This is a genomic window from Sphingomonas bacterium, assembly GCF_028289855.1.
In the GTDB taxonomy this organism is placed as follows: Bacteria; Pseudomonadota; Alphaproteobacteria; order Sphingomonadales; family Sphingomonadaceae; genus Sphingomonas.
Map to the genome: position 1 here is coordinate 1 of NZ_JAQGKZ010000032.1, position 24,455 is coordinate 24,455.

Genomic DNA, 24,455 nt, shown 5'->3' on the forward strand with positions numbered 1-24,455 from the left:
GCACAAGCCGGTCGGGACATGCCAATTGTCGTGGATCCTGCGCACCCCGCGCGGAATCGCGATGGCCGACGTGATGAAGCGCGAACAGACGCTGATCCCGGTCGACATGGACCAGGAAGAGGTCGCGCTGCGGTTTCAGAAATACGCGTTGATCTCCGCCGCGGTCACCGATGCCGCCGGGCGGCTGGTCGGGATGATCACGGTCGACGACATCGTCCACATCATTTCCGAAGAAGCTGGCGAGGACATCACCCGGCTGTCGGGCGCGGGCGACGGCGACATCAACGAGCCGATCGTGCTGACCGTGCGGACGCGGCTGACCTGGCTGGTGGTCAATCTGGGCACCGCGATTCTCGCCTCGTCGGTGGTGGGGCTGTTCCAGGGCGAGATCGCGCAGTTCGCGTTGCTCGCGGTGCTGATGCCGATCGTGTCGGGGATGGGCGGCAATGCCGGGACGCAGACGCTGGCGGTGGTGGTGCGGGCGCTGGCGACCAACCAGCTGACCGATTCGAATACCGTCTGGATGATCCTGCGCGAATTGCGGATTGCGATCGCCAACGGCCTGTCGCTCGGGCTGCTGATCGGGTTCGGAACATTCCTGATTTTCCACCGCGCCGACCTGTCGATCGTGATCGCGCTGGCGATGGTCATCAACAATTTGATCGCCGGCCTGTCGGGCGTGTTCATCCCGGTGACGCTCGATCGTTTCCGGATCGATCCCGCGGTATCGTCGGCGGTGTTCGTGACGATGATGACCGATTGCATGGGGTTCTTTTCGTTCCTCGGGCTGGCGCTCTTGTGGGGCCTGTCGGGCTGAGCTTGTTAACGCGCTGACGCGCGCACCGCCCTTGCCGACGCACAGCCGATGTCTACATCGGCGCCATGCCGCTTCACCTTACCAAAGTCGCGTTCGGGGTCGCGAGCCTCGACCAGTTCGCCGCGCGCTGGGCGGCCCGCGAGGGGCTGCCGCCGTACGAACTCGGCACGCGCTATCTGCCCAAGCGACATGAGGAAATTGCCGGGCAGGGGTCGCTCTACTGGATTCTCAAGCACCAGCTAGTCGCACGCTCGCCGATCGTCGGGTTCGGCGAACTGGAGGGTGGGCGCGTCGCGATCAGGCTCGATCCGCGGCTGGTGCTGGTTCAAGCCCGGCCCAAGCGTGCGCATCAGGGCTGGCGGTATCTGGAAGGCGACGCCGCCCCGCTCGACCTCGGCGCAGGCAGCGAAGGTGTCGGCGCGTTGCCGGCCGACCTGGTCGGCAAACTCGCCGATCTCGCGCTGATATGACTTCCGTTCGTGCTGAGCTTGTCGAAGCACGTGCCGAACACGCCCTTCGACAAGCTCAGGGCGAACGGTGATGGATGGCTAGGGCGTCGCGTCCGGCCCGCACAGGATGGGGCCGCCGGCCTGCGCCTTGGTGACACAGGCGGCGCTGCCCGACACGACGATCCGCCCGAGGCCGGTCGAGGTCAGGTTGGCGGTAAAGCGCGCAGTCGCCTGCGTCTCGCCCGGGCCGTCGAGGAACACCATAAGGTCGCCAACGGATAACGGCATCGCCATGATCGTGCCCGACCCGTTGGTTTGCAACCGCGCGCGCCCGCTCTTCCCCGCCAGCGCGACATTGCCCGCACCGATCAGGGTAGCGGTCAGTTGGTCGCTATCGATTCCCTGCGCATCGATCGACCCGGTGCCGGTGATCTGAAAGTCGAGCTGCTGACTTCGGATGCGGCCCTTGATCGCCAGTTTCCCGCCGCCGATCACGCTCGCGCTGCGCAGGGTCGGCGTAACGAGGGTGATCACCGGGGCAGGCCCATTGGGCTTGCCGCGCTCACCCCAGCCGTTCGCGCCCTTGCGGACGACCAAAGTCGTGCCCTGTACTTCGATATCGAGCGTGTCGAGCACGGTCGGGTCGCCGGTCGCGCTGCCCGATGCGCCGGCGTTGGCCACGGTCAACCGGACATCGAACGGCCCCTCGACGCGGACGCGATCGAAGCTGGTGACGACGAAGTTGCGGTCGGCTGCGCTGGCGGGAAGCGCCAGCACGGCGAGCGCGAGGCCGAGGAGGAAGCGGGACATGGCCCTTGCATCGCACCGCCGGGGCGGCGCGCGCAAGGCCAATCCGTGGTTAGCGTCGGCCTAGCTGCAGGTAACGCTGCCCGATCCCATCTTGCTGGTCGTGCATTTCGCGCCGCCGGTCAGCGTCACGTCGCCCGAACCCATCACGTTGACCTTGGCCGGGCCGGCGACCGTCGCGGTGACCCCGCCCGATCCCATCACGCTGACGTCGGCCTGTGTGAGCGACAGCTTGGCCGCCTCGATATCGCCCGACCCGGTGATCGAGAAGCTGCCCGATTTCGCGGTGCCGCCAGTGCTGACATTGCCCGATCCGGTGAGCGAGAAATCGGCGCGCTGCACCGCCATCGACGCGATCGACAGGTCGCCCGATCCGGTCGCGCTGACCTTAAACCCGTCTCCCTCGACATGATCGATCGCCATGTCGCCCGACCCGGTCGTGCTCGCGGCGGTGATGCGCGGCATCGTGACATAGATTTTGACGTGCCCGCGCTCGCCGCCGCCCCAGTGGAACCCCGAACTCGACTTGCGCCGGATTTCGAGCGTGTCGCCGTTCTTGACGATTTCCAGATTGGCCATGATCCCGGTGTCGCCCTCCGCACGGACCGAAAAGCCCGACCCGACGCGGACATCGACATCGTCCGGCCCGGTTGAATCGACCGCGGTGAACCCGTCGATCGCGAACGTCTTGTTGCCGTTGACGCCGCTGGCGGCGGTCTTGGCATCGCCGCTGCCCGAACAGGCGGCGAGCGGGATCAGGGCGAGCAAGGCGAGATGGCGCATGGGAAGTCTCCTGTGTGTGTTGGCGATATAACACACACAGAATTGACGGTGCAACGAAAAAGGGCGGCCCGTCAGGACCGCCCTTTTTGCGTGGACCGTCATGTCTCGCTTACGCGGGCACTTTGTCCTTGTTCCAGATCGCCGCGGCCTTGCGCAGGATGTCGAGGATCTTCTCCAGCGCGCCCTTTTCGTCGGTTTCTTCCATCGCCGCTAGCTCGCGGGCGAGGCGGCTGGCGGCCGCTTCGAAAATCTGGCGCTCGGAATAGCTCTGCTCGGGCTGGTCCTCGGCGCGGAACAGGTCGCGGACCACTTCGGCGATCGACACCAGGTCGCCCGAATTGATCTTCGCTTCATATTCCTGCGCGCGGCGCGACCACATGGTGCGCTTGATCTTGGGCTTGCCCTTCAAGGTGTCGAGCGCCTCGCGCAGCGTCTTGTCCGAGGACAATTTGCGCATGCCGACGCTTTCGGCCTTGTTGGTCGGCACGCGGAGCGTCATACGCTCCTTCTCGAACCGCAGCACGTACAGCTCCAGCTGCATGCCGGCGATTTCCTGCTTCAGCAGCTCGACCACACGGCCAACGCCGTGCTTGGGGTAAACGACATAATCACCGACGTCGAAGGACAGTGCCTTGGCAGCCATGAGGCTCAACCTTTCTTGGAAATAACCCCAGAGAGTCCGACGCCAAGGGTGGCATCGGCGGGGGAAGTGTTCTGTTGCGTGTGTCTCCACACGAGAGAATCGGGGCTCTCGTCCTGTCCTATTTAACAGCTTCGTAATAAAATTACCAGCGTTGGATCGAACCGATTAACCTCGTTAATCGGTGTCTCGCGATCCAACGCGGCCGGCGGGTGCGCAGCAACCCATCCGACGGCGGCTTTGCCGCCGGCGCGGCTACTCACCAAACGTGCACGCGATCTGCCGGCGCGAGATACAACTTATCCCCCGGCTTCACCCCGAATGCAGCATACCAGGCGTCCATGTTCCGGACGATCCCGTTGACGCGATATTCCTCCGGGCTGTGCGGGTTGGATAGCAATTGCGCGCGCAGCGCACCCTCGCGTGCCTTGCCCTGCCAGCTTTGCGCATAGGCGATGAAGAAGCGCTGGTCGCCGGTATAGGCGTCGATCACCGCCGGTTCGCCGTGCCGTTCGACATAGCGGCGATACGCGGCATAGGCCGCTTCCAGCCCGCCGAGATCGCCCAGATTCTCGCCGAGTGTCAGCTCGCCCTTAATCTTCACGCCGGGGATCGGCTCGTAGCCGTTGAACTGGTCGACCAGCTTCTGCGCGTGCGTCTTGTACCGGTCGGCCGATTCCTTGGTCCACCAGTCGCGCAGCTTGCCGGTGGCGTCGAACTGGCGCCCTTCGTCGTCGAACCCGTGCCCCATTTCGTGGCCGATCGTGGCACCCGTCTCGCCGTAATTGACCGCCGGGTCGGCACCGGGATCGAAGAAGGGCGGCTGCAGGATCGCGGCCGGGAAGGTCACCTGGTTGGTCAGCGGGTTGTAGTACGCGTTCACTTCCTGGACGTTCATGTCCCACAAGCTGCGATCGACCGGCTTGCCGAGCCGCGACAGCGCGAGCTTCCATCCGAAATCCTCGGCGGCGAGCGAATTGGCCAGCGGGTCGGAGCGCGACACGCTCATCGCCGAATAGTCGATATATTTGCTCGGGTGCCCGATCCGCGGATCGAACGAGGCGAGCTTGACGAGCGCCTCCTTGCGCGTCGGCGCGTCCATCCAGGCGGCGTTGTCGATCTTTTCCTTGTACGCGGCGCGCAGGTCGCCGAGCATTTCGGTCATCTGCTTGTCGGTTTCGGGCGTCCAATGCTTCTTCGCGTAGAGCTCGCCGACCGCCTCGCCGAGATTGTCGTTGAGCAGGCGCACACCGCGCTTCCAGCGGTCGGACTGCGACTCCACGCCCTGCAGCGTGTGCGCGTAGAAATCGAAATTGGCGTCGTCGAACGCCTTGGGCAGGTACGCCGCATGGCTGCTGATGAAGCGGAAGGTCATCCAGTCCTTCCACACCGACAGCGGGGTCGCCGCGATCGCCTTGCCCGCCGCGGTCACCGCGCTCGGTTCGGCGACGATCACGGTCGGCATCTTGCCCAGCCCGATCTTCGCCAGCACTGGCGTCCAGTCGAATTGCGGCGCGAGCTTGGTGAGTTGCGCGCGCGTCATCGGGTTATAGGTTTTGACCGGATCGCGCCGCGCCTCCGGCGTCCACTGGTCCTTCGCCAGGCTGGTTTCGAGCGCGATGATCGCGTCGGCGCGGCTTGCCCGCGCGGCGGGATCGGACACGCCGGCGAGCTCTTCGATCCGCATGATGTAGTCGCGATACGCCTTGCGGAACGCGACATATTTGGCATCGGGCAGCAGGTAATAGTCGCGCGATCCCAGCCCGAGCCGCGCCTGCCCGGCATCGACGGCATATTGCGTCGGGTTCTTCGCGTCCGGGCTGACGCCGATGTTGATCGGCGCGGGATAGCCCGGCTCGGCCATCAGCGCGACGAGCTCGCTGGTATTCCTGAGATTGAAGATCCGCAGGAGATAGGGTCTCAGCGGCGCGGTGCCGCGCGCCTCGATCCCGGCCTGATCCATCCAGGCGCCGTAGAAATCGGCGACGCGGCGCATCTTCGGATCGGCGGGGGTCGGGCCGGCATCCTCGACCAGCTTGCGCACCTCGATCTCGGCCTCGTCGGGCATGTCGTAATTGTAGCCGGCGCGCGACTTGTCGGGGGCGATCGGCGCGGTCTTCAGCCACGTGCCCTCGGCGTAGCGGAAGAAGTCGTCGCCCGGCTTCACGCCTTTGTCCATCGACGAGTAGTCGACGCCCCACGGGCCGTATTTGGCCTTGGGCGGCGTCGCCGTCTGCGCGAGCGCGATGCTCGACATGCCCAGGAGGAAAAGACCGGCTGCCCGCTTGATCGCCATGTGCCAAGACTCCGCGCTCGATGATGGTTCGGACGGTGTGTTGTCAGACTATGGCGGCGGGTGGAAGAGGGATTTTGACGTGCTTTAGCACGTCATCCCAGCGAAAGCTGGGATGTCAGGCCGTATCGCCGCGCTGCATGAGACCCCAGCTTACGCTGGGGTGACGGTATGGGATCAGTCGCCTTGCCCCGGCTCGGGCGAGAAGTACTTGTCGAACTTCCCCTCTTCGCCCTTGTGCTCGTCGGCATCGGCGGGGGTCTGGTCGTTCTTGCGCGTGACGTTGGGCCAGGTTGCGCTGAACGTGTTGTTGAGCTCGAGCCATTTTTCGAGCCCGCTTTCGGTGTCGGGTAGGATCGCCTCGGCCGGGCATTCGGGTTCGCACACGCCGCAATCGATGCACTCGCTGGGGTTGATCACCAGCATGTTGTCGCCTTCGTAGAAGCAATCGACCGGGCACACCTCGACGCAGTCCATATACTTGCACTTGATGCAGGCATCGGTGACGACGTAGGTCATGTCGGGCTCCCCAAGACTAGATTTCCGGCTTGCTATGCCCCGCGGCGGAATCCGTCAATCAGAGGCGTCTTGCTGCGAGACGTTCGCAACCGCCAGATCCTGATAGCACGCCTGCGCCTCGCCCGGCGGGCCGCGCCGGATCGGGAGGAGTTCGACGCGGATCGTACGGATGTCGCCGGCGTGCGTGGCAAAGGTCAGGATGTTGCCGACCCTGACCGGCGCGGCGGGGCGATTTACCGGACGGCCGTCGATCCGCAAGCGGCCCTGCGCGGCGAGCGCTTGCGCCAGGCTCCGCGTCTTGGTGATCCGCGCGAACCACAGGAACCGGTCGAGCCGGATCGACCACTCAGCCATCGAGCATCCCCGCCAGCGCGGCGAACGCGTTGTCCTTGGGCGGCGCGGTCGGCTTGGCGTTTGGGGTGAGGCCCTGCCACATCCATTGCACACGGCCCGCTGCATCGGGCTTAGCGGTGCGGAAGCCGAGCTGTGCCATCAGCCGCGCGAGCGTGTCGGGGTGAAGCCCGATCGATGTCGCCAGCGCCGGATCGAGGACGAATGGCGCACGACCCTTGCGCCCGTCATGCGCCGCGCGGGCGATGCGCTCGACCAGGTCGATGCGCACCGCCTGTTGGCCGAGGGGGCGGAAACCATAGGGCAAATCGGCGCCGAGGGCGTTGCGTGGCAGGACGGTGGCGCCTTCGCGTGGTGCGTCGGCGAGCCGCACCAGCAAGCGACGCCACTGTGCGGCGCCTGGCTTCAATAAGGCGGGCGCGAACACGTCGAGCGTGCCGATGGTTACTCCGATCCGCCCGAGCCGCTTGCGCGCGATTGGATCGAGCCCTTCGAGTTGCACGCCCATAGCCCGGCGTGGCAGCAGCCCGCCGGCCTGCAGCAATGCCGCTGCAGCGGCGCGCAACGGCGCGCCGGCGACGGGATCGTGCAGGATTTGGTCGAGCTGGCCGAACACCGGCAGATGCCGCGCGACCTGCGCCGCCAGCCAGCGGTCGAGCCGCGCCTGGACGGTCTTGCGCGACGCGGGATCGAGCGCGTCGAGCGCGCGGTCGAGCTTGATGCGTGGCTGCGCGAGGGTGGGGCCAAGGGCGATGTGAGCAATGGATGAGCCACGCCAACGGATTTCCGCCCCTTCGACGCTTCCCCGGCGAAGGCCGGGGTCCAGTTGCGATGACATCGGCGAGGGAGAACCCCCGTCTCCATTCGCACCGATTCTGGGCCCCGGCCTTCGCCGGGGAAGCGTATGTGGCAGGTTCAGGGAGAAGGCGTCGTCGTCTGCCTGCGCCAACGCCTTCGCCCGCCGCGCCAGTTCGACCCCCAGCCGCTTCTCTGCTGCCGCCAGCAACAGGCGCTTGTCGGCTGCGCGCGCATCCGCCGCCACAGTAAACGTGAACCCCGCCAGCGTACCGATCGGATGATCCTCGACCATCACCTCGCCCTGCTCGCCGATCACGACGGGTAGCGCACCGGCGTCCTTACCGATCTGGCGCAGCAGCATCGTGGTACGCTTGTCGACGAAGCGCTGCGTCAGCGAATTGTGCAGCGCGTCGGACAAGCGCTCCTCGACCTCGCCGGTGCGCGCCGCCCAATGCGCCGGGTCGGCCAGCCAGTCGGCGCGGTGCGCGATATACGCCCAAGTGCGCACCCCGGCGATCCGCCCCGCGATCGTCTCGACATCGCCGGTGACGTCGTCGAGCCGCGCGACTTCGCTGGCGAACCACGACACCGGGATGCGCCCGTCGCCTTCGCTGAGATGCCCGAACACGCGCGACACCAGCCGCACATGCTGGTCGGCGCCGAGCTTGCGGAAATCGGGCACGCCGCATGCCGCCCATAAGCGCGCGACCATTACGGCGCCGTGCGTGCGGTCGCGTACCCAATCCTCCTCGGCCAGCCGCTTGAGCACGCCCAGATCGACCGCCGGTGGTGCTGTGCGCAAGGCGCGATGCGCGGGCCGCGTTTCGAGGCTCTCGATCAGAGCATCGATCGAATTCAAACCGGGCTCGCCCTCGCGCCAATAAAGGAAGTCGAGGGCAGGAAAACGATGCTCCTCGATCGCGTAGACTTCCTCGGGCGTGAACGCTCCCGGTCCTTCCGCGGCCAACGCGCCGAACGTCCCGTCGCGCTGGTGCCGCCCGGCGCGGCCCGCGATCTGCGCCATTTCGCTGACGGTGAGCCGGCGCTGGCGCTGACCGTCGAACTTGTTTAGGCTGGCGAACGCGACGTGCTGCACGTCCATGTTGAGCCCCATGCCGATCGCGTCGGTCGCGACGAGGTAATCGACCTCGCCCGCCTGGAACATCGCGACCTGCGCGTTGCGGGTACGGGGGGACAGCGCGCCCATCACCACCGCCGCGCCGCCGCGCAAGCGCCGGACCATCTCCGCGACCGCATAGACTTCCTCGGCGCTGAACGCGACGATCGCCGAACGCTTGGGCAGCCGCGACAGCTTCTTCGCGCCGGCATAACTGAGCGTTGAGAAGCGCGGTCGATTGACGATCTCCGCATCGGGGACGAGTGCCTTGATCATTGGGCGCAGCGTCTCCGAGCCGAGGATCATCGTCTCGTCGCGCCCGCGCGCATTGAGCAGGCGGTCGGTAAAGACATGCCCGCGCTCGGGATCGGCACCCAGTTGCGCCTCGTCGAGCGCCAGGAACGACACATCCTTGAGTCCTTGTGTGTCCGCTCCGGCAAACATGCCTCCGCGGATCGGCATCGACTCCGCGGTGCACAGGAACCAGCGCGCGTCGGGCGGGACGATGCGCTCCTCGCCGGTCATCAGCGCGACGCGGTCCTTGCCCTTGATCGCGACCACCCGGTCGTACACTTCGCGCGCCAGCAGCCGCAGCGGGAAGCCGATCATCCCGCTCGAATGCCCGCACATCCGCTCGATCGCGAGGTGCGTCTTGCCGGTATTGGTGGGACCGAGCACCGCGGTGACCGGGTTACTGTACGCGCTCATTACGCCGCTAACATCGTCGCGCGACGCGGTCAGCGCAAGCGGGAAACCCTTAAGAAAAGTCCCCTTATTCACCTATACTTAAGTAGTCCTCCGCGATAATGAAACTGTCCCTAGCACGGCACGGCTCGCCGCAAGGACGGGCAAAAGGCCCGCTTGTTAAATTGACTTTAACCACTCGCCCACACAGTGATTCCGCTCGCGCCGGGGGTGGATCGGCGATGATGTCCGGGGACGATTACGCCGTGTTTTTGCGCAATGACCAATTCGATTCGGCGGGCGGCGCGGCCGCGCGCTCGTCGGAACTGGTCCTGGTGCCCGAACCTACCCGGCTCGACCGGATGCGTCATGCCATCGAAGCGATCGACTGGACGCCCGATCTCGGCGCGCGGATCGGGTCGCGCGACTGGTTCCGCGGCGCCGCCACCTGCACGGCGTTGCTGTGCGCGACCTGGGCGCTGTCGCCCGGGTTCGCCCGCCCGATCGCCGGCGAGACGCCCAAGGCGCTGAGCAGCACCGCGTGGGACAATGCCCGCGCGCAAGCCATCGCCCCGCTCGCCTGGGGCGCCGACACCGGCCAGCGGATGGCGGCGAACGACCTCGTCCGGCCGCTCGGCGAAACGCCCGACCGGCCGCATTTGCCTTTCTCCTCGGCGATGAGCGACGGCGACAGCCTCGCCGCGTTGCTGCGCCGCGCCGGTGCCGCCAAGGCCGACGTTGCGGCAATTTCCGACATGGTTGCAAACGCGCTGCCGCTCGACGAGATCCGCCCGGGAACGCGTTTCGACGGCGTGCTCGGGCCGCGCGCGCACAAGAGCGATCCGCGCCCGATCGAGACGCTCAGCTTTCAGCCGGCATTCGATTTCCGGCTGATCATCTCGCGCACCGCCAACGGCCTGTCGATGCAGCGCCAGGCGATTTCGGTCGACGACACGCCGCTGCGCATCCAGGGGCTGGCGGGGGCGAGCCTCTACAAGTCGCTGCGTGCGGCGGGTGTGCCGTCGACGGCGGCGGCGGATTACCTCAAAGCGATGGCAACCCGCATCTCGCTCGGCAGCGACGTTACCGCGGGCGACCCGTTCGACATCATCCTCAAGCAACGCCGCGCCGCGACCGGCGAGGTCGAAATCGGCGACATCGTGTTCGCCGGGCTCGATCTTGGTGGCCGCAAGGTGCAACTCGTCAAATGGGCGGGCCAGGACAGCGACGACGAGGACGGCGGCGGCGACTGGTACGACGCCAATGGCGGCGAAACGCGCCGTCAGGGGTTTGTCGGGTTGCCGGTCAACGGCCGTGTCAGCTCGGCGTTCGGGATGCGGATGCACCCGATCCTGGGCTATTACCGGATGCACAAGGGCATCGACATCGCCTGCCCCTATGGATCGCCGGTCTATGCGGTGGTCGACGGGACGGTGAACTGGGCCGGGTACAAGGGCGGCTACGGCAATTTCATCGGTATCCTGGGGTCCGGCGGGGTCGGCACGGGGTACGGTCATCTCAGCCGCATCGCGGTGCGCAACGGCGAGCGCGTGTCGCGCGGCGAGCTGGTCGGCTATTCGGGCAATTCGGGGCTGTCGACCGGCCCGCACCTCCATTTCGAGGTCTATCGCGGTGGAGAGACGGTCAATCCGCGCGGCTTCTCATTCTCGACGATGGCGGCGCTGACCGGCAGCGCGCTGCGCGCGTTCAAGGCGAAGGTCGCCGATCTGCTGGCGGTGCGGCCGGGGACCGCGCGGTAGGGCGGGTACGTCTGATTTTGGGTGGTTAGCAAACGCTCGAACGCTTATTGCGATCTTCCTTGAGAACGTTCACAAAGGCGTTTCGCTACTGCCAGCAATGGATGACCATGCCGATCAGCGATGCCGCCACCTCGACCAACGCCACGGCACCGGCGAAAAGTCACTATGTCATTCTCGACGGCCTGCGCGGTGTCGCATCGCTTGTGGTGATCGTCTTCCACCTGTTCGAAGCCTATGCCGACAACAATCCGCAGAAACAGATTATCAATCACGGCTACCTAGCGGTCGACTTCTTCTTCCTGTTGTCGGGCTTCGTGATTGCGTACGCCTATGACGATCGCTGGGGACGCATGGGGCAGTGGGAGTTCTACAAGCGGCGATTGGTCCGGCTCCAGCCGATGGTCGTGTTGGGCAGCGTGATCGGCGCGGCGCTATTCGCATTCCAGCACTGGACCATTTTCCCGAAGGTTGCCGGCAGTTCCGCATGGCAGGTCCTGTTGGTCATGCTGATCGGCTGCACGATGATCCCGCTGCCCAAATCGGCGGACATTCGCGGTTGGGATGAATCCTACCCGCTCAACGGCCCAGCCTGGTCGCTGTTTTACGAATATTGCGCCAATGTCCTGTACGCGGTCGGGCTGCGAAGGCTGTCCAGCCGCGGCCTCGGCCTACTCGTCGCGCTGTCCGCAATCGCGCTCATACTGCTCCTCGTCATTGGCGGACGGGGCGATCTGATCGGCGGCTGGTCACTCGACGCCGCCGGCCTCACGATGGGCTTTACGCGCGTGATGTTCCCGTTCTTTGCCGGCGTTCTGCTCATGCGGCTCGGCAAGCGAATCCGGCTGCCCGGTGCTTTCTGGCTTTGCAGCCTGATGCTGATCGTCGCGCTGTCGCTGCCCCGCTTCGGGGGCACCGAGCGGCTCTGGATCAACGGGCTGTACGAGGCCGGCTGCGTGATCGTGCTATTCCCGTTGATTGTTGCGATCGGCGCCGGTGAAAAACGGATCGATGGGCCGTCGGTGCGGGTCGCGCGGTTCTTCGGCGACCTGTCCTATCCGCTCTACATCACGCATTACCCGCTGATCTATATTTACACTGGCTGGGTGATCGACCGAAACGTCCCGCCCGCGCAGGGCGCATTAGCTGGACTGGGCGTGTTCATCGTTGCCGTCGCGGTGGCGTATGCGTCGCTCAAGTTGTTCGATGAGCCGGTTAGACGCTGGCTCGCGTCGAGGCTTTTGACCAAGCGAACCTAGTTCGCAACGTCCGCTGGTGGGTCGTCAGCTGTAATTCGCAATATACTCGCAATGTTGGATTTCGCCTGACAGCTTTGCCGGGCTCTTTGACATCGCAATGCTTTTACCCCCGTCGATTAGACGCGGAAATACGGTCGCCGAAACCTCGTGAAGTTTGGGAGGTCGGGCCATTGGCCCGCCGGCCGAGGCGCGGCTTTAACGCGATTTAGCTCTCGCTACGTCGCTGCCTATCGCCCTTGCGACCGCCACCGCCGAATCGTGCGGTCGATGATCTGGTCCTCGCCGCCGGTTTCGCGCCACAGGTCGGAGAAAATCGGGTCGGCCGAGGCAGGGCGCTTGCTTTCCTCGAGCCCGTCGAACGCGACGCGGATCGGGATCGCGACGCCTTCGCCGCAGATGATGCATTCGCGGTTGCGCAGCGCGGGGATCGAAGCGAGGAAGCCGCGCGCGCCTTCGGGCATCGCGGCGCGGACGAACGCTTGGTCGCGGTCGTTGTTGAGGCGCATCGAGATGATCGTGCCGCATTGCGACAGCACGCCTTCGGCCAGATCGGACGGGCGCTGGGTGATCAGGCCGAGCGAGACGCCGTATTTGCGGCCTTCCTTGGCGATGCGGCTGAGGATCTTGCCGACCGACGACCCGTCGGCGTTGCGCTCGTTGGGGATGTAGCGGTGCGCTTCCTCGCAGATGAGAAGGATCGGGCGCTGCGGCTCGTTGCGGCTCCAGATCGCGAAGTCGAACACCATCCGGCTAAGCACCGCGACCACCACGGAGGTGATTTCGTTCGGCACCCCCGACACGTCGATGATCGAGATCGGCTTGCCGTCACCCGGCAAGCGGAAGATGCGGGCGATGAAGTCCTGCATCGTGTCGGCAACCAGCATGCCCGAAAACATGAAGCCATAGCGCGGGTCGGCCTTGATCTCATCGATCTTCGTGCGAAGCCGCAGGTACGGCGCGGTGTCGCCGGCACGATCCATCTTGCCCATTTCGAGCTGGATCAGATTGGTCAGGTCGCTGAGCAGATACGGGATCGGGGCGTCGACCGTCAGCTTGGCGATCTCCTGCCCCAGCCGGCTCTTGCCGCGCGCGGCAAGCAGGCACTTGGCGAGGATGTCCTTGTCGATCTGCGCCTCGTTGCCCGTCGTGGTCAGGAACACTTCGCAATGTTCCTCGAAATTCATCAGCCAGTACGGCATTTGCAGGTTCGACACGTCGAAGATCGCGCCATTGCCGTCGAACGCGGCGGAATATTCGCCGTGCGGATCGACCATCACGATATGCCCCTGCGGCGCGAGCTCGCAGATGCGATGGAGGATCAACGCGGCGCTGGTCGACTTGCCGGTGCCGGTCGAGCCGAGCAGCGCGAAATGCTTGCCGAGCATCGCATCGACATAGAGCGCGGCGCGGATGTCCCTGGTCGGATAGACCGTGCCGATCTCGATGTGCGCGCGGTCGTCGGCGGCATAGATCTGCTTGAGGTCGGCGGTCGAGACGGGAAACGCCGCCGACCCCGGCACCGGATAGCGCGTGACGCCGCGCCGAAAGCGGTAGAGTTTGCCGGTCAGCCGTTCCTCGTCGCCCTCGCCGAGAAAATCGATCTGCGCGAGCACGCCAGCGTCGGTCAGCTTGAGCGAGCGGACGTTGGCGATCAGCCACGTGCCACCGAGCCGGATTTTTAGCTGCCCGCCGACCGACCCGGCGCTGGCGAGCACGGGGTCGGCGTCGTTGAGATAGCTTTCGACTACTGCTGTATCGAGCAGCACCTGGCCGCCCGACCCGGCGATATCGTTCAGCGCGCCGATCTGGCGCATGCCGATCGGCGCGGCTTGTGCCGGCGCGGGTGTGGCGTTGGCGAACGCGCCGTCGCCTGGCATCTCGGTCATCGGATTCCCCTGATCATCCGCGCTTCATGCACCGGCAGGGGTAAAGATTGCGTGATTAACCTTAAGGTTGAGCGGGGTGGGATCCGCCGCCGCTCACAACCGCCGCGCGACATAGCCCGCGGCCCAGCCGAGCAGTACCGACAGGGCCACCGCGACCAGCCCATAGGTGATCGACCAGCGCTGCGCCGAGCGCGCGACGAACCGCTCGAACCCCGATTTACGGATCTCGATTTCCTTGGTCGCGACCGCCAGCACGTGGCCGTCGCGGATCAGAAAGGTCTCAGCGGTGAAGCGCCCGACCGGCACGCGCGCCGGGATATCGACCCGCGCGCGATAGAGCACGCCGTCGCTGATCTCGACCGCATCGGGTTTCTGGTAATACAGCCCGCCGCGCTGTTTCAGATCGTTGAGCCCGCGGGCGAAGCGGTCCTGCTCGTCGGCGGGAGCGCTCGACGCGGGGGACAGCTGGAGGCTGTCGAGCCCGAGTTCGTAGATCGCGCGCGTGCGCTCATCGACGATCTTGTCGATCGGCCGCGACGACACCATGCCGTAGAAACTCGGCGCCGAGCGATAGCGCAACCGCGCGGCGTTGACCCAGATGCCCGCGATCCGCGTCTTCTCGCGCACAAGGATCGATTGCGTCGGGCCCTTCACCACCACGACGATGTCGGTCGGCTTGTCGTCGTTGGGCAGCCGCCCGCCGGGGTAGAGGATCGCCCCGAACAACAGCAATTCGGCGCCGGTGAACGAATAAGCGATGTCGATCTGGCGCTGCGATACATCGGGGACGAGGACGGGCTTGGCTTGCCCCATCAGCAGCGGCGCGAAGAGCAAGGCAACCGCTTTCCTCACGACAATTCGACCGAGAAGATCTCGTCGGGGCGCAAGGTCAGCCCGACCAGCATGCGCAATCCCACCAGCAGCACCAGCAACGCGAGCGCGAGGCGGAGATATTCGGGCTTCCACTTGGTCGCGAACCGCGCCCCGATCTGCGCGCCGGTCACCGACCCGACCAGCAGCAGCGCGGCGAGCACGATATCGACCGCCTTGGTCGTGGTGGCATGGACCATCGTCGCCCAGGCGGTGACGAACAAAGTCTGGAACAGGCTGGTGCCGACCACCACCTGCGTCGCCATGCCGAGCAGATAGATCATCGCCGGGACCAGGATGAACCCGCCGCCGACGCCGAGCAGGATGGTGAGAATGCCGACTCCGAACCCGAGCAGCAACGGCGCGAGCGGGGAAATGTAGAGCCCCGAACGATAGAAGCGCGTGCGGAACGGGAGCGCGGCGACCAGCGGATGATGGTGGCGCTTGGCCGCGCGCGGCGCGTGCCCGGCGCGGGTCGCGCGGATGAACTGGATCGCTTCGCGCGCCATCATCGACCCGATCGACCCGAGCATCAGCACGTAGACGACCGCGATCATCGTATCGAGCTGACCGCTCGCCTGAAGCGCCTTGAAGATCCACGCGCCGAACACCGACCCCGCGAACCCGCCCGCGACCATCAGCCCGCCCATCTTGAAATCGACCCCGCGGCGCTGAAGGTGCGCGAACACGCCGGATACGCTGGCGCCGGTCACCTGACTTGCCGCGGACGCTGCGGCGACGGTCGGCGGGATGCCATAGATGATCAGCAGCGGCGTCGTCAGAAACCCGCCGCCGACCCCGAACATCCCCGACAGCAACCCGACGAACCCGCCGAGCAGGATGATGACGAGCGCGTTGACCGACAGATTGGCGATGGGGAGGTAGATATCCACAGCCCCCGCTTATCGCGTGGGGGTGCTTTGCGCAAAGGAGGGTGGAATTAGAAATCGCTCCCAATCACCAGCACTGGCCCCGAACCGGGCCGCGCGTTGCCTGCGACGCGCTGGCGCCAGTCGAGTGACAGGCGGAGCGATTGGCCGGCGACCGGCACGCGGACGCCGAGCGAGGGGCCGATGTCGAGCCGTTGCGCGCCGCGCTGAGCGCCGCCCCAGCCGCCTATGCCGAGGTCCACCTTCGCACTGCCCAATTTCATGACCGGTCGCGACAGGCGTGCCGCGCCCTCTGCGAACGGTTCGGTGCGGCTGCGGCGGATGACGCCGGCTTGACCGTAGGTTTCGAGGTCGAAACCCAGAGCGAGCGGGGCGGGGCCGGTGCCGGCGATGATCCCCGCCGCCGGGCCGCTGCCGCCGCCGTCGAGCGCTACGCGGTATTCGGCGACGAGGCGGACGGGCAGCTTGGTCGGGCGCCATTCGAGGCCGAACGCCGCTTCGCGTCCCTTGCCCTTGAGCGGGCTGGCGATGCGGGCAACGATGGCGACGCGGCGGGCATCGCCGATCGCATAGGCGACCCGCAGCCCGGTCTGGCTGCCGCCCAACTGACCGCCACTGAGGCCCGGCGCGATGCCGCGCCCGTCGCGCAGGACGAACCAGGCGCTCGCCGACCAGCGGCTCGCGGTAGGGCGGTCGGTCGGCGCGGTGGCGGGCGGCGGCGCGAGCAAGGTTTGGGGCGCTTGGCCGGATCGTGAAACGATGTCGGCGATGGCAGAGGGAGGCGCGACAGGCGTGGGCGCGTCAACCTTACTCTCGCGCAAGATCGTGGCCCGCGGCGTGCCGTAAACCGGCGCGGGCCGGGCTGGTCGCTTGGCGATCTGGAAAGGAGCGAACGTGCTCGCTTGTGGGACCAGTTGAGCCGTGGTCTCCGGCGCATCGTCGGCAAACGCGGCGGGCACCAGCGCGCCGGGAATCGCTGCCGGCCCCGCCGCCGGCCACAGCATGACCGCGCGCAGCGCCACCCAGCCGAGCGCGGTCGCGCCGAAAAAGCGGAGCGGACGGCCGCTCACGGCTCTACGCCCTCGGGAAAACGGTGGTGCGTCTTGTCCCACTGCGGCCGCCTGCCGCGCAGCGCACCGACGTAGCGCCACACCGCCTTGCGCGCCGCCATCAGCGCGATGAAATTGCCGACCAGGGCGCGCGGCAGCGACAGCAAGGCCTGCCAGAATCCATAGGCGCGGCCGGTGAACCAGGCGCGCATCGCCAGCCGCCACACGAGCATCGCCGCGTTGATGTTGAGCAACGTCATCAGCGCATTGCTCGGCTGCGGCGCTGTGTCGCCGGCGAGCGCGTGCAACGCCAGCGATGCGCCCCACGCGAGCAGCGCCAGATAGGCGATAAACAGCACGAATACCGACAGCGGCGCGCGTCGATCGCGCAGCCGCATCCAATGGTCGCGCCAGTCGCCCGCGCGTCCCCAGCCGAGCCGGTCCCAGCCGTCGAGCGCGATGCCGATCATCCAGCGCGTTTTTTGCCGGACGGCATCGCGGACATTGTCGGGGAAATATTCGGCGACGGCGATCAGTTTGCCGTCGTCGTCACGCACCCGCGCGAACACCTGTCGCCCGCCGAGCATCGCAGTGCGCAGGCCGAGCTCGTAATCCTCGGTCAGGCTGTCGGCGTCGAACGGCGTGCCGCCGCGCGCCATCGCGATGCGCTCGATCAAGTTGCGGTCGATCGCACACCCGACTCCGGCGAGCGGGATCGGCGCGCCGAGCCAGCCGCGAGCGACCAGTCGGAGCCCGTGCGCCTCGGCGAACTCGTCGATGTAGTGCCCGGCGACCAGCGGCGATCCGCGATCGACCAACGGCATCACTGGCAGCTGCACGACCTGATACTCGCCGAGCAGTGCGCGATAGACGCGCAATTCGTCGCGATGGACGACGTCCTCCGCGTCGTGAAACGCGACCGCGGCGGCGCGCCAATCTTCCGCCCGCTCTTCGCGCTGCAGGGCGTCCCACAAGCTGTTGAGGCAATCCGCCTTGGTCGTCGGCCCCGGTCGCGCGCCGATCACTAGCCGCACGCGCGCGTCGCGTTCGGCGACGATGCCCACCGCGTCGATCGTCGCGCGGTCGTTGGCATAGGCGCCGACATAGAGCAGGAAATCGTCGTCGCCGAACCGAGCCAGCGTCGTCGCCAGCATCGGCCCGATCACCGCCGCTTCGTCCCAGGCGGGCACGAAGATCGCAATCCGTCCCGCGATGCTTTCGGTCAAATCGGCGACGCGCGAGTCGGGCCGGGCGCGCAACCGGCCGAGCCAGTAGACCGCGTCCAGCGCGAGATCGTCGATTCCGCCGATCAGAAAGCCGATACAGGCGAGGATCACGCTCTCGCGCGCCACCGCATCGACCGCAAATGTGATGCCCCCCAATAGCGATCCCCCGATTCGCCAAGGGCTTAGCTTCGCGCCGTAACGACCGGCGATCAAGCGCCGGTTTTTACGGCGAATCCCGCTGGACTTCGGATGCGCTTAGGATAGCGTATCGCCCTGCTTATCGAAGCATATAGGAGGGGGTTCGAATGAAGCTCGCGGTCCGTGTCGCGTTGCTGGCGCTGGCGTTCGCGCCGATCGCCGCTTTCGGCGACAATTCCCCCCATGTCGTGGTCGCGACCCCGGGCGTCGGCGACGGATCGATCGAGCGCTTTACGGTGCGCTTCGACACGCCGATGGTCGCGCTGGGCGATCCGCGCGCGGCGAACCCCTTCCTCGTCGAATGCCCGGTCGCGGGGACCGGCCGCTGGGCCGACCAGCAGACCTTCGTCTACGAATTCGCCTCGCCGCTGCCCGGCGGCATCAAATGTACCTTCACGACCCGAACCGGCGTGAAAAGCGTGTCGGGCTATGCGCTGGCCGGTGACCAGGTGTTCACGGTCGATTCGGGCGGGCCGATGGCGCGCGCGGTGCTGCCGGGGGAGAACAGCAGCGAGATCGAGGAGGATCAGGTCTTCCTGGTCGCGGCCAACCTGCCCGCGACGCCGGGAAGTGTCGCCGCCAACGCCTATTGCTCGGTCGAGGGGCTGGGCGAGAAGATCCCGGTCGACGTGCTGCCCGCCGATACCGCCGCCAAGATCCTGGGCGAGATGGGCACCGACGACAATTACGAGGTCACTAGTTTCCTGGACAGTGGCGGGATGCCCAGCACGCTGCCGGCGAGCCTGACCGACCGGCAAAAGATGCTGGCGAGCGTCACCGCGCTCAAGTGCCGCCGTCCGTTGCCGCCGGGGCACGACATGGCTTTGGTCTGGTCGGGCAAGATCGCCTCCGCCAACGGCAAGCCCGCGGGCACCGATCAGCGCTTCGACTATACCGTGCGCAAGCCGTTCGCGGTCAAATTCGAATGCAGCCGCACCAACGCGCAGGCCGGGTGCAACCCGGTCGAGAAGGCGTACCTGCGCTTCACCGCGCCGATCGCGATGAGCCTCGCCAAGCAAATGCGCATCACCGCGGCCGACGGCCATGTGATCCAGCCGGTGTTCGACAAGGACGAGCAGAAATCGGCGACGATCAGCGACATCACCTTCGCCGGGCCGATGCCCTATTCGACCGCCGCGAAGGTCAGCATTCCCGCCGAGGTCAAGGACGAGAGCGGTCGCCCGCTGACCAACGGCGCGCGTTTCCCGCTCGACATCCGCTTCGACGCCGCGCCGCCGCTGGTGAAGTTCGCCGCGTCGTTCGGCATCCTCGAGCTCAAGGAAGGCGGCGTGCTGCCGGTCACCGTGCGCAACGTCGAACCGTCGCTGCAGGGCCAGAACCTCGCGGTCGCCGGGCAGTCGCTGCGCATCGAGGGGTCGGACGGCAAGATCGCCGAATGGTTGCGCACGGTAGTCAGCGCCGACGATTACGATGTCGAGGACATCAAGAAGGGCGACGAGGTCGTCGGCCATATCCAGAATACCGGGTCGAAGCCGATCCTGACCGGCGCCGATGCCGGATCGCGCATGTCGATCGGGCTGCCCGGCAAGGGCAAGGATTTCGAGGTCGTCGGCATTCCGCTGTCGAAGCCCGGATTCTACGTCGTCGAACTGGCGAGCCCGGTGCTGGGGCAGGCGTTGCTCGGCCGCAAGGCGCCGCGCTACGTCGCGACCGCCGCGCTGGTCACCAACATGGCGGTGCATTTCAAATGGGGCCGCGAACGGAGCCTCGCCTGGGTGACTAGCCTCGACAGCGGCGAGCCCGTCGCCAACGCCGCGGTGACCGTCACGGACAGCTGTTCGGGGCAGGTGCTGGCGAACGGCAAGACCGACCGGTCGGGCGCGGTGTTCATCCCTGAGGGGCTGCCCGAGCCGCAAGCCTATGGCGGCTCGTGCTATGAAGGATCGACCGACCAGCCGCTGATGATTTCCGCGCGCGCCGGCGACGATTACAGCTTCACGCTGACCGGCTGGGGCGAAGGGATTCGCCCGTCCGATTTCGATTTGCCGTACGGCTATTCGAAGACGGCCGATGTGTTCCACACCGTGTTCGACCGAGCGCTCGTGCGCCAGGGCGAGACGATCCACATGAAGCACATCATGCGCCGCCCGGAGGGCGCCGGCTTCTCGATCGCGCCGAGCTTCACCGGCACGCTGCGGCTGTCGCATCGCGGATCCGACACGCAGTTCGACCTGCCGCTGACGATCGACGGCAACGGCATCGGCGAAACCGAATGGACCGCGCCCAAGGGCGCGCCGATGGGCGACTACGACATCCAGTACATCGCTGCGGGCGGCGAGACGACCTATACCGACCAGTCGTTCAAGGTCGACGAATACAAGCTGCCGACGATGCGCGCGACGGTGACCGGGCCGAAGGACGCCGCGGTGCGGCCCACGTCGCTGCCGCTCGACCTGTTCGTCGGCTATCTATCGGGTGGCGGCGCATCGAACCTGCCGGTCGAGATGCGCGTCGGCTATTTCGGGCGCTCGGCGACGCCGGACGGGTACGATTCCTACACGTTCGGCGGGACCGACGTGAAGGAAGGGACCAAGCCGCTCAACGGCGACGGCGACGAGGAAGAAACCCCGCTGCCCCCGACCCAGACGCTCCCCGCGACGCTCGGCGCCGACGGCACGACGCGGTCGTCGGTCGACGTGCCGCTGCTCGACTCGCCCACCGACATGCTGGTCGAGATGGATTACCAGGACGCCAACGGCGAGACGCTGACCGCGTCTAAACGCATCCCGATCTTTCCCTCGGCGGTACAATTGGGGGTCAAGACCGACGGCTGGCTGATGAAGCAGGACGATCTGCGGCTCAACTTCGTCGCGCTCGATACCGACGGCAAGCCGCGCAAGGGGCAGAACATCCAGGTCGCGCTATACAGCCGCCAGATATTGACCGCGCGGCGCCGGCTGATCGGCGGGTTCTACGCCTACGACAACCAGATGAAGACCGCGCGGATTTCGGGGACGTGCTCGGCGACGACCGATGAGCTCGGGCTGGCCAAGTGCAGCATCGATCCGGGCGTGTCGGGCGAAGTCTATATCGTCGCGACCACCACCGACGCCAACGGCAACGTCAGCCGCGCGGTACGCTCGGTCTGGCTGGCGGGTGACGACGAATGGTGGTTCGGCGGCGACAATGGCGACCGCATGGACGTCGTCCCCGAAAAGCTGACCTACAAGGCCGGCGAGACCGCACGGTTCCAGGTGCGCATGCCGTTCCGCGAGGCCGAGGCACTCGTCACGGTCGAGCGCGAGGGCGTGTTGTCGAGCTTCGTCACTAAATTGTCGGGGGCGAACCCGGTGGTCGAGGTGGCGATGCCGGGGAGCTATGCGCCCGATGTCTATGTCTCGGTGATGGCGGTGCGCGGGCGCGCCAAATCGGGGGCGTGGAGCTGGCTGCAGGGGATCGGGCGTCAGCTTGGGCTGACCAGCGCGCCGGTCGAATCGCAGGAACCGACCGCATTGGTCGATCTCGCCAAGCCGAGCTACCGGCTCGGCATCGCCAAGGTGAAGGTCGGCTGGGAAGGGCATCAGCTCGCCGTGGCGGTCAAGGCCGACAAGCAGCGTTACGCCGCGCGCGACACTGCGACGGTCGATGTCGCGGTAAAGACCCCCGACGGTAAGCCCGCGAAGACCGCCGACGTCGCGTTCGTCGCGGTGGACGAGGCGCTCTTGCAGCTCGCGCCCAACCCGAGTTGGGACGTGCTGACCGCGATGATGGGCGAACGCCCGCTGTCGGTCGTCACCGCGACCGCGCAGACGCAGGTCGTCGGCAAGCGCCATTACGGCAAGAAGGCGGTCGAGGCTGGCGGCGACGGCGGCGCGGGCGATCTGTCGGGGCTCAATCGCGAGAATTTCCAGCCGGTGCTGCTATGGCAAGGCAAGGTGCCGCTCGACGGTAACGGCCATGCGGCAGTCCGTGTGCCGCTCAACGACGCACTGTCGAGCTTCAAGCTGGTCGCGGTCGCGACCGACGGCGCGCAATTGTTCGGCACCGGCAGCACCGACATCCGCACCGCGCAGGACCTGAGCGTCTATGCCGGGATTCCGCAGATGGTCCGTACCGGCGACCAATACGCCGCAGGCTTCACGCTGCGAAACGGGTCGGACAAGCCGATGACGGTGACCGCCAGCGTCGCCCTCGAACCGCGGATCGCGGACGGCAAGCCGCTGACCGTGACGATTCCCGCCGGGGGCGCTGCGCCGATCGCGTGGAACCTGACCGCGCCGATGGCGTCGGGCCAGCTCAAATGGACCGTCAGCGCCAAGTCGTCGGACGGCAAGGCGCTGGATAAATTGACGACGACACAGGAAGTGATCGACACCTATCCGACCGACGTCTGGGCGGCGACGCTGACGCGCGTCGGGGCGAACGGCGGGCTGATCCAGGTGGCGCCGCCGGCCGGGGCGATCATGGGCCGTGGCGTGGTCGATGTGCAATTGACCGACACGCTAGCCCCGCCGCTGGCCGGCGTTCGGCGGTTCATGGCCTATTATCCGTACGATTGCTTCGAACAGCGGCTGAGCCGCGCGGTCGCGCTGGGCGATCTTGGCCAGTGGCAGGCGCTCGTCGGCGATTTGCCGACCTATCAGGCGAGCGATGGACTGTTGCGCTACTGGCCCGACGACAAGCTCCCCGGCTCGGAAGCGCTGACCGCGTACGTGCTGTCGGTCACCGCCGATGCGGGGCTGCCGATCCCCGATGACGCCAAGGCCAAGATGGTCGAGGGGCTGAAGGCGGTGCTCGACGGGCGCTTGCGGCACGAGGATTTCGGCGATGTCCGGCTGATGCGGCTGGCGGCGTTCAACGCGATCGCGCGTGCGGGCGCAGCGACCCCGGCGATGCTCGGCCAGATCAGCATGATCCCGCAGGAAATGCCGACCTCGAACCTCGCGGATTACCTCGTCGCGCTCGACAAGGTGCCGGGGCTCGCCAATGCGACGGCGCTCAAGGCCAAGGTCGAGGCGGTGCTGCGGACGCGGCTGGTCTATGAAGGCACGCGGCTCGATCTGTCCGACCAGGACAAGGCGCCATGGTGGCTGATGTCGTCCGCCGACGAAGGATCGATCAAGGCGGTGATCGCCACGCTCGGCCGGCCAGGTTGGAACGACGAGGCGGCCAAGATGATGGTCGGCGTCGCCTTCCGTCAGGTGCATGGGCGCTGGGACACCACCACCGCCAACGCGTGGGGGACGATCGCGGCGAAGAAGTTCGGGACGCTCTATCCGGCGAGCGCGATCACCGGTTCGACGATGCTTTCGCTGGGCAACCAGTCGATCAGCCGGGCGTGGCCGCTGGTCGGCGACCAGCGCCAAGTCAGCTTCCCGTTGCCGTCAGGCCCGATGCCGCTCAAACTCACGCAAGCCGGCGGCGCGGGTCCGTGGGCGACGGTGCAGGTGTCGGCGGCGGTGCCGCTCACCCAACCGGCGTTCTTCGGGTACAAGCTGACCAAGCGGATCGACGCCGTCAGCCAGCGCGTGAAGGGGCAATGGACGCGCGGCGACGTGGTGCGCGTGTCGATCACGGTCGATGCGACTGCCGAACGCAATTGGGTGGTGGTCAACGATCCGATCCCGGCGGGCGCGACGATCATCGGCAATTTCGCCAACCAGTCGCAATTGCTGGCCAGTCAGGAAAATGGCGGCGGTGGGACGAACTTCCAGGCGGTCGATAGCGACGGCAAATTGTGGGACGTTCAGGTCGGCGTGCAGCCGTCGTACATCGAACGCCGCAACGATTCGTGGCGCGGGTTCTTCGGTTGGGTGCCGCGCGGCAGCTTCACGATCGCCTATGTCATGCGGCTGAACGCGCCGGGCGTTTACAATCTGCCGTCGAGCCGGGTCGAGGCGATGTACTCGCCATCGATCAACGCCCAGGTGCCCAACGCGGCGTTCACGATCCGGGACAAGTGACCGGCAAATGACGGCGCGTGAACGCCTTGTGACCGCGTGGCGCTGGGCGCGCAGTGTCGAGGCGAGGCTGGACGAGGCGATCGCGCGCGCTGGCGGCTGGGTGCGCGACCGTTGGCCGCGCACGCGGCGGCAATGGGC

Annotated in this window: 17 protein-coding genes; 5 read left to right on the top strand and 12 right to left on the bottom strand. The window is 66.6% G+C overall.

Annotation, left to right across the window (positions count from 1 at the left end; genetic code table 11):
• On the top strand, window positions 1-817 hold an 817-nt coding region (locus tag JWM94_RS02610; RefSeq protein ID WP_299421144.1), incomplete at its 5' end, for a magnesium transporter.
• A 65-nt stretch (window positions 818-882) separates the two neighbouring features.
• A complete protein-coding gene (locus JWM94_RS02615; RefSeq protein WP_299421148.1) occupies window positions 883-1,287 on the top strand; it encodes a DUF1489 domain-containing protein in 405 nt (134 codons plus the stop codon).
• Window positions 1,288-1,365: 78 nt separating this feature from the next.
• Here the strand turns inward: JWM94_RS02615 and JWM94_RS02620 are convergent, their stop codons facing one another.
• The 7 genes from JWM94_RS02620 to JWM94_RS02650 form a co-directional block, all read right to left on the bottom strand.
• Window positions 1,366-2,076, bottom strand: coding sequence for a DUF2807 domain-containing protein (locus JWM94_RS02620; protein ID WP_299421152.1), 711 nt, complete (start codon window positions 2,074-2,076; stop codon window positions 1,366-1,368).
• A gap of 60 nt (window positions 2,077-2,136) precedes the next feature.
• Complete coding sequence (locus tag JWM94_RS02625) at window positions 2,137-2,856, bottom strand: head GIN domain-containing protein (RefSeq protein ID WP_299421157.1); 720 nt, start codon at window positions 2,854-2,856, stop codon at window positions 2,137-2,139.
• 109 nt (window positions 2,857-2,965) lie between these two features.
• Complete coding sequence (locus JWM94_RS02630; protein WP_299421161.1) at window positions 2,966-3,499, bottom strand: CarD family transcriptional regulator; 534 nt, start codon at window positions 3,497-3,499, stop codon at window positions 2,966-2,968.
• Between the two features lie 256 nt (window positions 3,500-3,755).
• Window positions 3,756-5,792, bottom strand: coding sequence for a M13 family metallopeptidase (locus JWM94_RS02635; protein WP_299421166.1), 2,037 nt, complete (start codon window positions 5,790-5,792; stop codon window positions 3,756-3,758).
• A 174-nt stretch (window positions 5,793-5,966) separates the two neighbouring features.
• Window positions 5,967-6,308: a ferredoxin FdxA gene (gene fdxA, locus JWM94_RS02640; protein ID WP_299421170.1), complete on the bottom strand. Its 342-nt coding sequence runs from the start codon at window positions 6,306-6,308 to the stop codon at window positions 5,967-5,969.
• A gap of 54 nt (window positions 6,309-6,362) precedes the next feature.
• A complete protein-coding gene (locus JWM94_RS02645) occupies window positions 6,363-6,662 on the bottom strand; it encodes an RNA-binding S4 domain-containing protein (protein WP_299421173.1) in 300 nt (99 codons plus the stop codon).
• Window positions 6,655-9,282: a helicase-related protein gene (locus JWM94_RS02650; RefSeq protein WP_299421177.1), complete on the bottom strand. Its 2,628-nt coding sequence runs from the start codon at window positions 9,280-9,282 to the stop codon at window positions 6,655-6,657. Before JWM94_RS02650 ends, JWM94_RS02645 begins: the two co-directional genes overlap by 8 nt.
• Window positions 9,283-9,524: 242 nt before the next feature.
• On the opposite strand from JWM94_RS02650, the gene JWM94_RS02655 reads away from it, so the two are divergent.
• Both JWM94_RS02655 and JWM94_RS02660 read left to right on the top strand, forming a co-directional pair.
• A complete protein-coding gene (locus JWM94_RS02655) occupies window positions 9,525-11,018 on the top strand; it encodes a M23 family metallopeptidase (RefSeq protein ID WP_299421181.1) in 1,494 nt (497 codons plus the stop codon).
• A gap of 59 nt (window positions 11,019-11,077) precedes the next feature.
• Window positions 11,078-12,274, top strand: a complete 1,197-nt coding sequence (locus tag JWM94_RS02660; protein WP_299421184.1) for an acyltransferase — start codon at window positions 11,078-11,080, stop codon at window positions 12,272-12,274.
• A gap of 227 nt (window positions 12,275-12,501) precedes the next feature.
• On the opposite strand, the gene JWM94_RS02665 is transcribed toward JWM94_RS02660, so the two are convergent.
• From JWM94_RS02665 to JWM94_RS02685, 5 genes are all read right to left on the bottom strand, one after another.
• Window positions 12,502-14,160, bottom strand: a complete 1,659-nt coding sequence (locus JWM94_RS02665; protein WP_299421189.1) for a DUF87 domain-containing protein — start codon at window positions 14,158-14,160, stop codon at window positions 12,502-12,504.
• Between the two features lie 93 nt (window positions 14,161-14,253).
• Window positions 14,254-14,973, bottom strand: a complete 720-nt coding sequence (locus tag JWM94_RS02670) for a TIGR02186 family protein (RefSeq protein WP_299421310.1) — start codon at window positions 14,971-14,973, stop codon at window positions 14,254-14,256.
• Between the two features lie 35 nt (window positions 14,974-15,008).
• Entirely contained in the window at window positions 15,009-15,923 is a 915-nt protein-coding gene (locus JWM94_RS02675; RefSeq protein WP_299421194.1) for a sulfite exporter TauE/SafE family protein, read from the bottom strand.
• 47 nt (window positions 15,924-15,970) lie between these two features.
• On the bottom strand, window positions 15,971-16,990 hold the full coding sequence (locus JWM94_RS02680; protein ID WP_299421199.1) for a hypothetical protein: 1,020 nt from the start codon (window positions 16,988-16,990) through the stop codon (window positions 15,971-15,973).
• Window positions 16,987-18,351, bottom strand: a complete 1,365-nt coding sequence (locus JWM94_RS02685) for a glycosyl transferase family protein (RefSeq protein WP_299421203.1) — start codon at window positions 18,349-18,351, stop codon at window positions 16,987-16,989. Before JWM94_RS02685 ends, JWM94_RS02680 begins: the two co-directional genes overlap by 4 nt.
• Before the next feature lie 149 nt (window positions 18,352-18,500).
• On the opposite strand from JWM94_RS02685, the gene JWM94_RS02690 reads away from it, so the two are divergent.
• A complete protein-coding gene (locus JWM94_RS02690) occupies window positions 18,501-24,317 on the top strand; it encodes an MG2 domain-containing protein (RefSeq protein WP_299421208.1) in 5,817 nt (1,938 codons plus the stop codon).
• Window positions 24,318-24,455: the final 138 nt, after the last annotated feature.

Excerpts from the sequence above, each read along its gene's own strand:
- JWM94_RS02615 (WP_299421148.1), top strand. The coding sequence starts at position 883 with ATGCCGCTTCACCTTACCAAAGTCGCGTTCGGGGTCGCGAGCCTCGAC.
- JWM94_RS02620 (WP_299421152.1), bottom strand. The coding sequence starts at position 2,076 with ATGTCCCGCTTCCTCCTCGGCCTCGCGCTCGCCGTGCTGGCGCTTCCC.
- JWM94_RS02625 (WP_299421157.1), bottom strand. The coding sequence starts at position 2,856 with ATGCGCCATCTCGCCTTGCTCGCCCTGATCCCGCTCGCCGCCTGTTCG.
- JWM94_RS02630 (WP_299421161.1), bottom strand. The coding sequence starts at position 3,499 with ATGGCTGCCAAGGCACTGTCCTTCGACGTCGGTGATTATGTCGTTTAC.
- JWM94_RS02635 (WP_299421166.1), bottom strand. The coding sequence starts at position 5,792 with ATGGCGATCAAGCGGGCAGCCGGTCTTTTCCTCCTGGGCATGTCGAGC.
- fdxA (WP_299421170.1), bottom strand. The coding sequence starts at position 6,308 with ATGACCTACGTCGTCACCGATGCCTGCATCAAGTGCAAGTATATGGAC.
- JWM94_RS02645 (WP_299421173.1), bottom strand. The coding sequence starts at position 6,662 with ATGGCTGAGTGGTCGATCCGGCTCGACCGGTTCCTGTGGTTCGCGCGG.
- JWM94_RS02650 (WP_299421177.1), bottom strand. The coding sequence starts at position 9,282 with ATGAGCGCGTACAGTAACCCGGTCACCGCGGTGCTCGGTCCCACCAAT.
- JWM94_RS02665 (WP_299421189.1), bottom strand. The coding sequence starts at position 14,160 with ATGACCGAGATGCCAGGCGACGGCGCGTTCGCCAACGCCACACCCGCG.
- JWM94_RS02670 (WP_299421310.1), bottom strand. The coding sequence starts at position 14,973 with ATGGGGCAAGCCAAGCCCGTCCTCGTCCCCGATGTATCGCAGCGCCAG.
- JWM94_RS02690 (WP_299421208.1), top strand. The coding sequence starts at position 18,501 with ATGAAGCTCGCGGTCCGTGTCGCGTTGCTGGCGCTGGCGTTCGCGCCG.